Here is a 14,832-nt window from a genome sequence, read left to right as displayed (position 1 = left end):
CTGAGTTGTCATCAATCCGTCGCGTAGACGCACGGCGGCCGCCGGTGTTCCCGGCCGCGGCATGCAACACAGATTGGGGGCGAAGCCCGCCGGACTCAAGTCCGGCGTGTAGCCAAATGCGTCAGAAGCTCGCCGAGACGCTCAACATCACGATCGGTTCGAGGCGATTGACCGGGTCGTCGCCGCCGGAGGCCTGCTGCACCGGGAAATTCGCCAGCTCCTGATGGCGGCCGAGCAGGTTGAGGCCGGTGAGCCGCACCTCCAGCGTCTGTCCGCCGTCCAGACGGAACTCGCGTGCGATGCTGGCATCCAGCGTCGTGTAGTCCGGCACGGTGTATTGGAAGCTCGGCGTGAAACCGTTACCGGCGCGCACCGGCCCGACGCGCAGCAGGGTCAGCGCGCTCTGCCAGGCCCCCATGCGCTGCAGCCACGTGACGCTCGCGGAATACGGCGCGGCACTGTCCGCGGTGCCGTCGTCGTCGGCGCGCAGGCGCATCATCGTGTGGCGCAGCAGCAGCGTGCCGTGGTTCCACGGTTTGAAATCGAACTGCGTCTCGATGCCTTCGATTTGCACCGTTCCCGGGCTGTTTCCCCACTGCGAAGGCGGCAGGAAGCGCTGCACGAGCGCCTGGAACGGATTTTCGATCGGCGCATCGGCCTGCTCGCGCACCAGCTGATCGCCGATGCGCTCATGGAACACGCGCACGTCGAGGCTGCCCTGCAAGGCGGGGAAGCGGCGCGCATGGCCGATCTCGAAGCTGTCGAGGCGCGCCGGATCGATTCCCGGGTTGGGCACGAAGCGGTGCTGCAGCAGCAGGCCGGCAATTGGCGTGCCGGCCGGCGCGAAGATGCGCACGTCGCTGTGCCGGCCGAACACCCCCGGATTGCGCCACGCGCGTGCGTAGCCGGCACGCCAGGTTTCGGTTTCGTTCGGCAGCCAGTTGAGGAACACGCGCGGCGAAAGGCGGGTCTGGTCGTGCTGGAAGCGCTCCGCCATCGCGCCGAAGTTCCATTGCCACTGCGGTGCCGCCCGCCATTCGATGTTCGCGTACACGCGCCGGCTTTCCTCGGACGGATCGGAGCGGTCGAAGAAAATGAACGGAGCATGGACTTGGTCGCGCCGCCACTCGGCGCCCCAGCTCAGCCTCAGTCCCTGTCGGGGCGAGAGGTTGTGCTGGAATTCGAGGTTCTGACGCCGCGTCGTGAAGCTGTCGTTCACCGGAATCGAGACCGGACCGAGGATCGCCTGCAGCGGTCCCGTGTTGACCGCCCACTCGTTGCTCGTGCGCTCGTAGGCGTAGTAACCCGACAGCAGGAACTCCTCGTCCGGACTGACGGCATGGCGCCAGCGCAGATGGCCGAAGTGCTCGCGCGTGTCCATGTCGCGTTCGGGATGGGAATTGAACGGCGTGTTCGGATAACCCGTTCCGCGCGCGATGTCGGTGAGGCCGGCGAGAAAAGTCAGCTCGTCGTGCTCGCTCAGTTGCAGGTCGCTGCGCAGGGTTGCGCGGTGGCGGTCACGGCTGTCGTTGAGGTCGTGCACGCCTTCGTCGCGCAGGTGTTGCGCCGTGATGCGCAGGCCCAGGGGCCCCGAACGCGTGACGAAGCGGCCGCTGACTTCGGAGTATTCGCCCGTGCCGCCCGCGACCGAGACCGTCGCACCGCTCTCCTCCGCGGTGTGGCGCGTGATGATGTTCACCACGCCCATGTAGGCGTTCGTGCCGTAGGACGCCGCGTCGGTGCCGCGCACCACCTCGATGCGTTCGATGTCCTCGATTGCCAGCGGGAAGGAATTGCGCCCGAAGCTGCCGAAATAGGCCGCGCTCACCGAGCGGCCGTCGATCAGGATCTGCAATTCCTGCGGCGTGTCACGGTTCGGGCCGTGGTAGCTGACCCACTGCTCGCTGCCGCGTTCCTTCGCCACCAGCATGCCCGGCACCAGGCGCAGCAGGCGGTCCAGGCTGCGGTAACCGGTCGCGCGTATCGTTTCGCGATCGAGCACGGTCAGTGCCGCGGGCACCTCGTTCTGCGGCCGTGGCATGCGCGACACGGTGAGCACCACCGGAAGCGAGTCGAAATAGCTCGATTCCGGAATCTGTGGATCCGGCGAAGTTTCCGGCCCGATTCCGGATTGGGCGGCCGCGATGGATGAACAAGCGGCGATCGACGCCGCCGCAACGGTGCGGAAATATAAGCAGAAAGACATAGATTGTTATTGTTCGAAGTCCCGTGGTGCGGGGCATTGACGCAAACCGGAGTATAAGCCGCAGCGACGCGTCGCGGTTGCTGGAGGTGTCCCGATCTGCCCATGCGGAGTAACATCTTCGGCGCATGCCAACGCCCAGCGCTCCACCATGACCCTCACCGATCTCCGCTACCTCATCGCCCTCGCCCACGAGCGCCACTTCGGCCGCGCGGCCGAAAAGTGCCATGTCAGCCAGCCCACGCTCTCGGTCGCGATCAAGAAGGTCGAGGACGAACTCGGCGTGCAGCTCTTCGAACGCAGCGCCACCGAGGTCAAGATCACCTCCACCGGCCAGCGCATCGTCGCCCAGGCCGAGAAGGTGCTGATGGAAGCGGCGCAGATCCCCGAGATCGCCGCGGCCGGCAAGGATCCGCTGTCCGGGCCGTTGCGCCTGGGGGTGATCTACACCATCGCCCCCTACCTGCTGCCGCGGCTGATCCCGCGCGTGCACAAGCTCGCGCCGCGCATGCCGCTGATCATCCACGAGAACTACACCACGCGGCTGCTCGAAGCGCTCAAGCGCGGCGAACTCGACGTCATCGTCCTGTCGCTGCCCTTCGACGAGGCGGGCGTCGTCGCGCAGCCGGTGTATGACGAGCCCTTCCGCGTGCTGATGCCGGCGACCCACCCGTGGACGGCGCTCGAGTACATCGACCCGGACAAGCTCGCCGACGACCAGCTGCTGCTGCTCGGCGCGGGCAACTGCTTCCGCGACCAGGTGCTCGAAGTGTGCCCGCACTGCCGCAGCGTCAGCGGCCTGCAGCGCACGCTGGAAGGCAGCTCGCTGGAGACGATCCGCCACATGGTCGCCACCGGCCTCGGTGTCACCGTGCTGCCCAGCACCGCCGCGGACGACCTGCCGGCGCAGAACGCGCTGGTCGCCGTGCGGCCCTTCTCCGACCCCGAACCCTCGCGACGGGTTGTGCTCGCGTGGCGCGTCACCTACCCGCGCAGCGGCGCGATCGACGTCCTGCGCACCGCCATCCTCGAGAGCGACCTGCCCGGCGTGCGCCCGATCGGGCGTGCGGCGCCGCTGGAGCTCGCCTGAGGCGATTTGACCCGACAGGCAGACGCACCTTCGGGCTGAGCTTGTCGAAGCCCTGCCAATGCCCTTCGGCATCGCTCAGGACAGCTTCGTCGAAGGGTCCAGCCCCGAAGGTCGTGCCTTGCCGGGATCGTCGTCTTTCCCGGGCACCGGCCGGCGTGACCGATTGCCGCGCCGTTCCGCCCGCCGGCGACTAGCGTGAAACTATGCCTTCCCCGGGGGAGCGCCGTGAATGCACCGCTCGTGATCGTCGGCACCGGCTTCGCCGGCTATGCGCTGTTGCGTGCCTTGCGCCAGCGCGACCGCCAGCGCGCGATCCACATGATCGGCGCGGACGACGCCTCGGCCTATTCCAAGGACCAGCTCCCCGCGGGCCTCGCCCATCAGCGTGAGGCCGACGAACTGGTGATCGCGACCGCGGAGCAAATGGCCTACCGCTTCGAGGCCAGCATCACCCCGCGCCGCCGTGCGCTCGCGATCGACCTCGCCGGCCGCGTGCTGCGCACCGACAACCCTGCGCAGCCGGAGCTGCCGTGGTCGCAGCTGGTGCTCGCGACGGGCGCGGAATCGGTCCGGCCGGCGAACGTGCGCGGCAGCGCCGCCGCGGCCGTCCTCACCGTCGGCAGCCTCGCCGAGTACGCCTACCTGCGCTCCGAACTTGCCGGGCGCAGGCGTGTTGCCGTCGTCGGCGGCGGCATTCGCGGCTGCGAGCTGGCGGAAAGCCTCAAGCGCGGCGGCTGCGAAGTGAGCTTGCTGGAAGCGGGCCCGAACCTGCTTGCAGGCAGGGTCCCTGCCCTGAGTGCGCAACGCATCGCCGACGCGCTCGCCGCGGCCGGCGTGCACATCCGCACCGAGGACGGTGTGCAGCGCATCGACCAGGGCATGCACGAGCTCGATGTCACGACCCTGGGCGGCCAGCCGCTCGCCGTCGACGTGCTCGTCGCCGCGCTGGGCACCCGACCGCGCGTGCAGCTCGCACGGGCCGCGGGGCTGGACGTCGCCACGGGCATCGTCGTCGATGCGGTCATGCACAGCTCGGCCGAGGGCATTCACGCGCTGGGCGGCTGTGCGGAATTCGAGGGACGCGTGTTCGAGCTCGGGGAGGACATCGAAACCGGTGCGCAGGTGCTCGCCGACGTGCTCGCGGGGCACACCGCGCGTATGCGCTGGAAGGCGCGCGTCCGGCGCCTGAACCTGGAATGCTGCCCGGTGGCGCTGTGCGAGCCGCCGCCCGTCGCCGGCGAATGGCACGAATCGGCCACCGCCCGCGGCGTGCGCGCGCTGTTCCATGACCGCGCAGGGGCGCTGCGCGGTTTCGCGCTGGTCGGGGAGCCAGTCGGCGAAAGCAGCAGCCTGGTCGGCCGCGTCGCGCGCTGACGCGCGCCTCCGTTCAGGCTTCCTTGCGCGTGCGCGTGCCGGTCTTGCGCGCAGCCGGTTTGGCCTTGTCGGCGGCCTCGGCCGCCGAGCCTTCCTTGTCGGCTCCGTCGCCGGCCTTGGTCTTCGCTCCGGCCTTGGGTGCCTTCGGCTCGAACTCGAAGCCCACCTTGCCGTCCGCTCCCCGCACGAGGAAGGCCGAGAACTTGCGCTTGGTGCGCGTCGACACGAAACCCTTGAGCAGGTCGGTGCGGCCGTCGGCGAGCAGCTTCGCCATCTGCTCGCGCTCCACCGGCTGCTGCAGGATGACCTTGCCCGAGCGGAAGTCGCAGGCCTTCTCCGGCCCCACCGACTTCGCGCACACGTAGGCCATGCCGTGCTCGTACACCGGCGCGGCGCACTTCGGGCACGCGCCCAGGGCCTCCTGGCCGGAGAAATCCACCGGCTCGGCGCCCTCGCCGTCGTCCTTCGGCTGGCCGAAGTCGAATTCCGGCTGCTTGTCGTCGTTGAGCCTGATCTCGGCGTTGAAGAGCCGCCCCATCTTGCTGCGGAAGCCCATCAGCGGGCCGACCTTGCCCGCGCGCAGCAGGGTCTCGATCTCGTCGATCTCGAATTGCCGCCCGGCGACGATCTTCCACGCGCTCCAGTCGCAGCCTTGGCAGGCGAACTTCTTGTAGTTCTCCTTCACGACGCCGCCGCATTTCGGGCACGGCGTAGCCAGCGTGACGAAGTCGCCCGGCACGGTGTCCGACTCGTAGCGCTTCGCACGCTCGACGACCTCGCGCGCCATCTCCGCGATCTCGCGCATGAACTCGGGGCGCGACAGCTGGCCGCGCTCCATCTGCGCGAGTTTGTGCTCCCATTCGCCGGTCAGCTCGGGCGAGGTCAGGGCCGACACGTCGAGGCCCTTCAGCAGCGTGATCAGCGAGAAGGCCTTGGCGCTCGGGATCAGCTCGCGCCCCTCGCGGTGGATGTACTGCTCCGCGATCAGGCCCTCGATGATCTGCGCGCGCGTCGCTGGAGTGCCCAGGCCGCGTTCGCCCATTGCCGCGCGCAGCTCCTCGTCGTCGACCATTTTGCCCGCGCCTTCCATCGCCGAGAGCAGGGTCGCTTCGTTGTAGCGTGCGGGCGGCTTGGTGACGAGCGACTTCACGAGGATGTCGTCGGTCGATACCGTCTCGTTCGGCTGCACCGCGCACAGCTGCGCGCCGCCGCCGCTGGCGCCATCCTCGTCGTCCTTGACGGCTTCCTTGCCGTACACGGCCAGCCAGCCCGAATTCACCAGCACCTTGCCCTCGGTCTTGAAGGCCTCGCCCGCGACGCGCGTGATGCGTGTCGTGATGCGGTATTCGGCCGCCGGGTAGAACACCGACAGGAAGCGCCGCGTCACCAGGTCGTAGATCTTGAACTCGGCTTCCGACAGGCTCTTCGGCAGCGTGCCGGTCGGGATGATCGCGAAGTGGTCGGAGATCTTGGCGTTGTTGAAGATGCGCTTGTTGGGCTTCACCCAGTCCTTCTTCGCGATCTCGTTCGCGAATGGCGCGTACTCGATCGGCAAGGCGCGCAGCACGTCCTTCACCGAGCCGAGGTAGTCCTCCGGCAGCGCGCGCGAATCGGTACGTGGGTAGGTCAGCACCTTGTGCTTTTCGTACAGCGCCTGCGCGATCTGCAGCGTCACGCGCGCGGAGAAGCCGAAGCGGCCGTTGGCCTCGCGCTGCAGGCTGGTGAGGTCGAAGAGCAGCGGCGAGAGCTGGGTCGAGGGCTTGGACTCCTCCGTGACCGTGCCGGGCTTGCCGTCGCACTTCGCCTTGATCGCCTCGGCCTGCGCCTTGTCCCACAGGCGGAAGGCGGTCGCGTGCTCGTCGCCCTCGGGCTTCCTGAACTTCTCGTCGAACCAGCGCCCTGCGTAGCTGCCGGCCTGGCAGCCGAAGGAAGCTTCCAGTTCCCAGTAATCGCGCGGCTTGAACTGGCGGATCTTCTGCTCGCGCTCGACGACGATCGCCAGGGTCGGCGTCTGCACACGCCCGACCGTGGTGAGGTGGAAGCCGCCGGTCTTGGAGTTGAACGCGGTCATCGCGCGCGTGCCGTTGATGCCGATCAGCCAGTCGCTCTCGGCGCGGCACACCGCCGCCTGGCGCAGGCCCTCGACCTCCTGCGCCGAGCGCAGCTGGGCGAAACCGTCGCGGATCGCGTTCGCCGTCATCGACTGCAGCCACAGGCGGCGCACCGGCTTGTCGCTCTTTGCGTGCTGCACGATGAAATTGAAGATCAGCTCGCCCTCGCGGCCCGCGTCACAGGCGTTGATCAGGCCGGTGACGTCCTTGCGCTTGATCAGCCGCGTCAGCAGTTTCAGGCGGTCGTCGGTCTTCTCGATCGGCTTGAGCGCGAACTGCGGGGGGATCACCGGCAGGTGGGCGAAGGTCCATTTGCCGCGCTTGACCTCGTACTCGTCGGGCACCACCAGCTCGAGCAGGTGGCCGACGGCCGATGAGAGCACGTACTCGTCGGACTCGAAATAGTCCTTTTCTTTCGTGAAGCCGCCCAGCGCGCGGGCGATGTCCTGCGCGACCGAGGGTTTCTCCGCGATGATCAGTTGCTTGCTCATGCCGCTTGGCCGCCTTGGAAAACCCTGCCGGTTTTCGTGTATGGGGTAATCGAGCGGCGCATGATAAGCAGGCCGCCGTCAAGGGTGCAAGCGCCGCGGACGCGCTCAGTGCAGGAGTTGCCCGCCTTCGTCGGCTTCTTCCCCGAGCAGTTCATCGACGATCAGGCTGTCGAGCGGCAGTTCGCGCTGCCACAGTACCATCAGCACGATCACCTTGAGCCGGGCGAGGCTGACGCCGAATCCGCTCAGCGCCAGCGTGCGCTCGATGATGATTTCCCGCGTTCCCGCGTCCAGCGCGCCGGCATTCTCGAGGAAGGCGAGGAAGCCGCGGCACTCGCTGCTCAGTTGCAGCTCTTCCTCGGCCGCATACACGCGGAATGCGCCCGCAGCGGGCGTCGTCGCGAGCGGCGAGGCGTCGGAAATGCTGCGCAGGCCCGAGAGCCAGTCGAGGGCTTCGGTGATCTCGTCCTCCTCGAAACCGGCCGCCGAAAGCTTGCGGGCGAGCTGGTCGATTTCGGGGCAGGCGGCGGCGTGAACGTAGTTCTCGAAGAGGTATACAAGGATGTCGAACATGGCGGCACACCGTCTGGTCAATGGCGCTGGAAGCGACCGCCGGGGAGTCGGCTGATCCGACCGTCGAGCTCCAGTGACAGCAGAATGGCGTAGAGCGCATCGAGCGTCAAGCCGCTGCGTGCGGCCAGGGTGTCGACATCGAGCGGGTCGTGTCCCAGGGCGTCGAGTACCGCGGCCTGTTCCGGCGGCAGGTCCGCGTGCGGCGCAGGCGCAGGGAACAGGGCGTGCGAAGCGTCCTCCTCCGCGCGCTTGCGTCCCCGTGCCGGGCTGCGGGCCGGCGGCGGGGCTGGTGCCCTTGTCCCGCCCCAGGCGAGTTCGTCGAGCACGTCGGCGGCCGTCTCGACCAGCTTGGCGCCGTCGCGGATTAGGCGGTGGCAGCCGCGCGCAAGCGGCGAATGGATGGAGCCGGGGATCGCGAGCACCTCGCGCCCGCATTCGGACGCGAGCCGCGCGGTGATCAGCGAGCCGCTGCCGACGGCCGCCTCGACGACCAGCACGCCGCGGGCGAGGCCGGCGATGAGGCGGTTGCGGCGCGGGAAGTTGTGTGGCAGCGCGGGCGTGCCGAGCGCCAGCTCACTGACGATGGCGCCGCGCTGCGCGATCTCGCGCGCGAGCGCCTGGTGGCGGGCGGGATAGACGCGGTCCGCCCCGGTGCCGATGACCGCGACGGTCTTGCCGTCGGCCTGCTCGAGTGCGCCGCGGTGGGCCGCGGCGTCGATGCCGAGCGCAAGTCCGCTGACGATCGTGAGCCCCGCGCCGGCGAGATGGTGGGCAAAGGCCTGGGCATTGGCGACGCCGCCCGGCGTCGCGGAACGGGCGCCGACGATCGCCAGCGCGCTCCCGGCGAGCAGCGCCGGATCGCCCTTCACGTACAGCAGCACCGGCGGGTCGGGGATCTCGAGCAGGCCGCGCGGATAGGCTGCGTCGGCGAGGGTGAGGATGTGGTTGCCCGGTTCCGCGGCCCATGCGAGGGCGGCGGCGATGCGCGCCTCGTCGGGCGCGGCGAAGAGGAGATCGGCGGTGTCCGCACCGGCGACCGCGGCGATTGCACTGCGGCCGGCGGCAAACACCTGCGCGGGCAGTCCGAACGCGGCGAGCAGACTGCGCTGGCGTTCGGGCCCGATGCCGGGGAGGAGGGTCAGCCGCAGCCAGGCGGAAAGATCGTCCTCCACTGCAGGAGTGTCAGGGCTTGCGTACGCTGTCGCCGACCGAGACCTGGCCGTCGGTCTCCATCACCAGCGCGTAGGACACGCGGTCGAAGACACGGAACACGAACAGGAGGCCGTAGCGCTTCTCGGGCAGGTTGTAGGTTTCCTTGTTGCCGTCGTCGTCCTTGTAGACGACCGAGCCGCGGTTGCGGTGCAGCGCCAGCACGTGGCCGCGCTCGATGCCTTCGCGTGCGCCGACGTTGAGCGTCACGACATGGTTGCGGCCGGTTTCGGCGACGCCGCGGTAGATGCTGATCAGACGGCCGGCAACCTCGTTCTCGGGCGCGTGCGGCACGTTGGAGAAGATCTCGGGCTTGTCGCTGACGAGCAGGCGGTCGCCGGTGCCGATTTCCTCGACCGCGCTGAGGATCTCGAGCGTGGCCGGCGTGCCGTTCTCGGTGACGCGCGCGGCGCCGAGGTACATCGCCTCGTAGCCGAGGACTTCCTTGGTGACCGGGTCGGTGAGCGGCTTGGCCGGGCGCAGCACCTGCCACACCTTCTGGTCTTCCTTGATGTTCTTCGCGAAGATGGTGTCGCCGGGGCCCATGTACACGCGGCTCGTCTCGGTCGCCACCACGGTGCCGGCGTCGGCCAGGCGTGCCTCGTCGACGACCAGCGGCTTGGTCAGGAAGGGCTCGATGTCCTGCATCGGGATGCTGGCCAGGGCGTCCTTGAGCTCTTCGTGATAGGCCTGCGGTTGCAGTTTCTGGTCGCCGATGCGGCGGCCGATCGACAGGTAGGGGCCGCTGCGGTCGAGCACGATGATCTGGCCGGGGTAAATCAGGTGCGGGTTGCGGATCTGGTCGCGGTTGAGGCGCCACACTTCGGGCCAGCGCCACGGTTCCTTGAGGAACTTGCCCGAGATTCCCCACAGCGTGTCCCCGCGCACGACCGTGTGGCTGTCGGGGGCATCGTCGGCGATCGCGGCCGGTGCCGCGAGCGCGGGGGCGCCGAGAAGGGTCGCAACGCTGAAGAGGAGAGGGAATATAATGCGGGTCATCGCTCGCTTCCGATTGGAACGGACCGGATTTCCGCTACCGGAACGCGTTCCGCCGGTCGAGGATCCAATCCGCAGACTCGATTCGAATGCCGGGGCGACCCCGACAGCATGCCAAAGCACTTGAAATTCTGCACGTAATGACTTAACCCGGCAAGCATTTATGGCGCTATTACCGATCCTCCGCTATCCCGACCCCCGTTTGCACACGCGCGCCGCCCCGGTTGCGCAGGTGGACGATTCGATCCGTCAGCTCGTCAAGGACATGGCCGAGACGATGTACGAGGCGCCCGGCATCGGGCTCGCCGCGACCCAGGTGGATGTGCACAAGCGGGTGGTGGTGATCGACGTCAGCGAGGACCGATCCGACCTGCGCGTGTTCATCAACGCCGAAATCCTGGAGAAGTCCGGCGAGCACATCGGCGAGGAAGGTTGCCTGTCGGTGCCCGGCATCTACGAGAGCGTGTGCCGCGCCGAGCGCGTGCGCGTGAAGGCGCTCGACGCCGACGGCAAACCCTTCGAACTGGAAGCGGACGGCCTGTTGGCGGTGTGCATCCAGCACGAGCTCGATCACCTCGAAGGCAAGGTCTTCGTCGAATACCTGTCGCCGTTGAAGCTCGGCCGCATCAAGACGCGGCTGGCGAAGAAAGCGCGGATCACCGCGTGAGCGCGCCTTCCTTGCGCGTCGCCTTCGCGGGCACGCCGGAGTTCGCCGCCGCGGCGCTGGAGGCGATCCTCGCCGCGGGATTCGAGGTGCCGCTGGTGCTGACCCAGCCGGACCGCCCCGCCGGGCGCGGCATGAAGCTCAGCGCGAGTCCGGTCAAGCAGGTCGCGCTGGCGCACGGCATCGCCGTTGACCAGCCCGAGAAGCTGCGCACCGAGGAGCAGCGCGCGGCGCTCGCCGCCTGCGCGCCGGACATCCTTGTCGTCGCGGCTTACGGCCTGCTGCTGCCGCCGGCGGTGCTGGAGCTGCCGCGCCTGGGCTGCATCAACATCCACGCCTCGCTGCTGCCGCGCTGGCGTGGCGCGGCGCCGATTCACCGCGCGATCGAGGCCGGCGACGCCGAGACCGGCATCACGATCATGCAGATGGACGAGGGGCTCGATACCGGCGCGATGCTGATGAAGCGCGCCATCGCCATCGGCCCCGACGAGACGACCGCGACCCTGCATGACCGCCTCGCCGCGCTGGGGGCGGAGATGGTGGTGGAGGCGCTGCGCGCGCTGCCGCAGGGCACGCTCAGGGCGGAGCGGCAGCCCGAGGCCGGGGTGACCTACGCGGCAAAGATCGGCAAGGCCGAGGCGGCGATCGACTGGCGTCGCCCGGCGGTCGAGATCGGACGCGCGGTGCGGGCCTTCAATCCCTTTCCGGGCGCGGTCGGCACGCTGCGCGAGGTCGCGGTGAAGATCTGGCGTGCGGAGCCCGTCGCCGCAGCCGGCGAGCCGGGCACGGTGCTGGCGGCGGACGAGTCCGGGGTCCTCGTCGCCTGCGGCGAGGGCGCGCTGCGCCTCGTCGAATTGCAGAAGCCGGGCAGCCGGCGCATGCCCGCCGGGGAATTTCTGCGCGGATTCCCGGTCAGTGCAGGCGAACGCTTCGGCAGCGGAGCCTGATGGCACGCGGGGAGAAATCCCCGCTCCGCATTGAAGCCTAGGCGTTCGGCCCCACATGGGGTCATACAAGCCCAATCACTGAGGAAGGAAATACGCACATGTTCGGCAACTGGCTCAAGACCTCGATCCTCATGGCAGGTATCGTCGCCCTGTTCGGTGCCGTGGGTGGCATGCTCGGCGGCAAGCAGGGCATGCTGATCGCGCTGCTGTTCGGCGGTGCGATGAACGTGTGGGCCTACTGGTTCTCCGACAAGATGGTGCTGCGCATGTACAACGCGCGCCAGGTCGACGAGACCAGCTCGCCCTATCTGTACAACATGGTGCGCGGCCTGGCGCAGCGCGGCGGCCTGCCGATGCCCAAGGTCTACATCATCGACGAGGAGCAGCCCAACGCCTTCGCGACCGGGCGCAACCCCGACCACGCGGCGGTCGCGGCGACCAGCGGCATCATCCGCATGCTGTCCGAGCGCGAGCTGCGTGGCGTGATGGCGCACGAGCTGGCGCACGTGAAGAACCGCGACATCCTGATCTCGACAATCTCGGCGACGGTCGCGGGCGCGATCTCGATGCTCGCCCAGTTCGGCATGTTCTTCGGCGGCAGCCGCGACGACGAGCGGCCCAACCCGATCCTGTCCATCCTTGTGATGATCCTCGCGCCGATGGCGGCGATGATCATCCAGATGGCAATCTCGCGCACGCGCGAGTTCGGCGCGGACCGTGGCGGCGCGGAAATCTCGGGCGACCCCGAGGCGCTCGCGAGCGCGCTGGCGAAGATCGATGCCTACGCGCGCGGCATCCCGATGCACGCTGCCGAGGCGCATCCCGAGACGGCGCAGATGATGATCATGAACCCGTTGTCGGGCGGCGGCCTGCGCGGCTTGTTCTCGACCCACCCGTCCACGCAGGAGCGTGTCGCCCGCCTGCGCGAGATGATGGTAGGTCGCTAGGCTTCCCCACCCTTGTCCGGTGGGAGCGGCTTCAGCCGCGAAACGGTCCCGTTCGCGGAGGAATCCGCTCCCACGGCGTCGGGGCGCGCGGCGGATCGTGATGCGCCGAAGCGCCCGCGCTGGACCGATCGGCTGCGCAGGTCGGTCCGCGCCAAGCTGCTCGCGCTGGTGCTCGCCCCGCTGGTCGTCGGGGTGCCGGTGCTGCTGGGGCTGGTATGGACCTGGGGCAGCGAGGGCTACGAGCGCCTGCTGAACTTCAAGATCAGTTCCGATCTCGTCACCGCGCACGAGTATTTCGATCGCGTGCGCATCGGCGTCGGGCACGACGTGCAGGCGCTCGCCGAATCGCACCGCCTGGTCGGGCTGCTCGCCGCGCAGCCGGCGGCGCTGCCCACGCTGCTCGCGGAACTCGCTCCCGGGCGGCGCCTGGACTTCCTGCTGCTGCTCGACCGCGAAGGCCGCCCGTTGGCGGCGTCGCAGCCGCTCGCGGGCGCGGCCGCCCCGCGCCTCGCCTGGCCGGCGGTGGCGTCGGCGCTGAACGGCACCGCGCTGACGACGGTAGAACGATTCGCGCCCGAGGCGCTCCAATATTTGTCCCCGGCGCTGCGTGAGCGCGCGTGGCTGCCGCTGGTGGAAACGCGTGCGGCCGCACCCGATGCGCGCACCGCAGAGGACCGGGGACTGGTGATTCACGCCGCCGCACCGGTGTATGACGCAAAGCGCAACCTCGTGGGCGTGCTCGAGGGCGGCGTGCTGCTCAACGGCAATCTGGAAATGGTCGACCGCATCAACGCCATCGTCTATCGCGACGGCTCGCTGCCGCTCGGCAGTCGCGGGACCGCCACCCTGTTCCTCGACGACGCGCGCATCGCCACCAACGTGCGCCTGTTCGGCGACACGCGGGCGCTCGGAACGCGTGTGTCGCAGGCGGTGCGCGAACGCGTGCTGGGGCGCGGCGAGACCTGGCTGGGCACGGCCTTCGTCGTGAACGACGATTACGTCTCGGGCTACGAGCCGATCGCGGACGGTCGCGGGGAGCGGGTCGGGATGCTGTACGTCGGTTTCCTGGAGGAGCCCTTCCGCAGCGCGGGACGCATGGCGATGGGGGCGCTGTTCGCGCTGTTCATCGCCATCAGCGCGGCCGGTGCGGTGCTCAGCCTGCGCTGGGCGCGCAGCGTGTTCCGGCCGATCGAGCGCATGAACGCGGTGATCCAGTGCGTCGAGCAGGGCGAAGCGGACGCGCGCGTCGGCGAGGTGGCGAGCCGCGACGAGCTGGGGCGGCTCGCGGGCGAGTTCGACCAGCTCCTCGACACGCTGTCGGCCAAGCGCGAGGAGCTGCAGCGCTGGGCGGAGGAACTCGACCGCAAGGTGGCCGAGCGCACCCTGGAGCTGCGCGAGGCGAACGAGACGCTGCGGCGTGCGCAGCAGCAGCTGGTGATGAGCGAGAAGCTGGCGGCGATCGGCGAACTGACGGCGGGCGTCGCGCACGAGATCAACAACCCGGTGGCGGTGATCCAGGGCAACCTGGATGTGATGCGCGACCAGCTGGGGCCAGCCGCCGAGCCCGTGCGCCAGGAGATCCGCCTGATCCACGAGCAGACCGACCGCATCCGCCAGATCGTCACCAAGCTGCTGCAGTTTGCGCGTCCGGGCGAGTTCGCAGGGTACGCGGAGGCGGTGGAGGTGAACGAGGTCGTCGCCGACTGCCTGTTCCTCACGCAGCACAACTTCGACCGCCGCGCGATCGAGGTCATCACCGACTTCGGTGCCGGCGCGCGCATCGAGATCAACCGCAGCGAGCTGCAGCAGGTGCTGATCAACGTGATCGTGAACGCCGTGCAGGCGATGCCTGCGGGCGGCTGCCTGAGCCTCGCGACGGCAGACTGGGGCGAGGACGGCGAGGCGGTGGGCGCGGTGATCCGGGTGCGCGACACCGGCCAGGGCATCGCGCCGGAGGATCTGTCGCACATCTTCGACCCCTTCTTCACGACCAAGAAGGGCAGCGGCACCGGGCTGGGGCTGTCGATCAGCTACACCATCGTCGAGCGTTATGGCGGCCGTATCGAGGTCGACAGCCGGCCCGGCGAGGGCACGGAGTTCGCACTGTGGCTGAGGCGCGACGCGCGTTATGACGAATCCCCGAGCGCTCCGGGGTTTTTGCGGCGCTGGTGAGGCGTAGTTGGGGCGTAGGTGGCGGAGGCTCGGTTATCATCAAAATCCAACTGTG

11 protein-coding genes are annotated in these 14,832 nt (G+C 68.9%); 6 read left to right on the top strand and 5 right to left on the bottom strand.

Annotated features, from left to right (window positions below; genetic code table 11):
* Positions 1-121 precede the first annotated feature (121 nt).
* Entirely contained in the window at positions 122-2,206 is a 2,085-nt protein-coding gene (locus ToN1_RS12180; RefSeq protein WP_169205428.1) for a TonB-dependent receptor plug domain-containing protein, read from the bottom strand.
* A 148-nt stretch (positions 2,207-2,354) separates the two neighbouring features.
* Here ToN1_RS12180 and ToN1_RS12175 point away from each other — a divergent pair, with 148 nt between their 5' ends.
* Complete coding sequence (locus ToN1_RS12175) at positions 2,355-3,293, top strand: hydrogen peroxide-inducible genes activator (RefSeq protein ID WP_169205429.1); 939 nt, start codon at positions 2,355-2,357, stop codon at positions 3,291-3,293.
* Positions 3,294-3,518: 225 nt separating this feature from the next.
* On the top strand, positions 3,519-4,667 hold the full coding sequence (locus ToN1_RS12170; RefSeq protein ID WP_169205430.1) for an NAD(P)/FAD-dependent oxidoreductase: 1,149 nt from the start codon (positions 3,519-3,521) through the stop codon (positions 4,665-4,667).
* 13 nt (positions 4,668-4,680) lie between these two features.
* On the opposite strand, the gene ToN1_RS12165 is transcribed toward ToN1_RS12170, so the two are convergent.
* From ToN1_RS12165 to ToN1_RS12150, 4 genes are all read right to left on the bottom strand, one after another.
* Entirely contained in the window at positions 4,681-7,269 is a 2,589-nt protein-coding gene (locus ToN1_RS12165; protein WP_169205431.1) for a DNA topoisomerase III, read from the bottom strand.
* Positions 7,270-7,374: 105 nt separating this feature from the next.
* Positions 7,375-7,842 (bottom strand): Smg family protein, encoded by a 468-nt coding sequence (locus ToN1_RS12160; RefSeq protein WP_169205432.1) that lies wholly within the window; start codon positions 7,840-7,842, stop codon positions 7,375-7,377.
* 17 nt (positions 7,843-7,859) lie between these two features.
* Positions 7,860-9,014 (bottom strand): DNA-processing protein DprA, encoded by a 1,155-nt coding sequence (gene dprA, locus ToN1_RS12155; RefSeq protein ID WP_169205433.1) that lies wholly within the window; start codon positions 9,012-9,014, stop codon positions 7,860-7,862.
* Positions 9,015-9,024: 10 nt separating this feature from the next.
* Positions 9,025-10,050, bottom strand: coding sequence for a LysM peptidoglycan-binding domain-containing protein (locus tag ToN1_RS12150; protein ID WP_169205434.1), 1,026 nt, complete (start codon positions 10,048-10,050; stop codon positions 9,025-9,027).
* A 160-nt stretch (positions 10,051-10,210) separates the two neighbouring features.
* Between ToN1_RS12150 and def the strand changes: the two genes are divergently transcribed.
* From def to ToN1_RS12130, 4 genes are all read left to right on the top strand, one after another.
* Positions 10,211-10,714: a peptide deformylase gene (gene def, locus ToN1_RS12145; RefSeq protein ID WP_169205435.1), complete on the top strand. Its 504-nt coding sequence runs from the start codon at positions 10,211-10,213 to the stop codon at positions 10,712-10,714.
* Positions 10,711-11,658, top strand: coding sequence for a methionyl-tRNA formyltransferase (fmt, locus tag ToN1_RS12140; protein WP_169205436.1), 948 nt, complete (start codon positions 10,711-10,713; stop codon positions 11,656-11,658). The genes def and fmt overlap by 4 nt, the downstream gene beginning before the upstream one ends.
* 98 nt (positions 11,659-11,756) lie before the next feature.
* Positions 11,757-12,605, top strand: a complete 849-nt coding sequence (gene htpX, locus ToN1_RS12135) for a zinc metalloprotease HtpX (RefSeq protein ID WP_169205437.1) — start codon at positions 11,757-11,759, stop codon at positions 12,603-12,605.
* A gap of 132 nt (positions 12,606-12,737) precedes the next feature.
* Complete coding sequence (locus tag ToN1_RS12130) at positions 12,738-14,777, top strand: sensor histidine kinase (RefSeq protein ID WP_169205448.1); 2,040 nt, start codon at positions 12,738-12,740, stop codon at positions 14,775-14,777.
* Positions 14,778-14,832 lie beyond the last annotated feature (55 nt).

Origin of the sequence: Aromatoleum petrolei (genome assembly GCF_017894385.1) — a bacterium.
Taxonomy (GTDB): domain Bacteria; phylum Pseudomonadota; class Gammaproteobacteria; order Burkholderiales; family Rhodocyclaceae; genus Aromatoleum; species Aromatoleum petrolei.
Note: the sequence above shows the minus strand (reverse complement) of the source record. Positions and strands in the feature narration are given on the sequence as shown.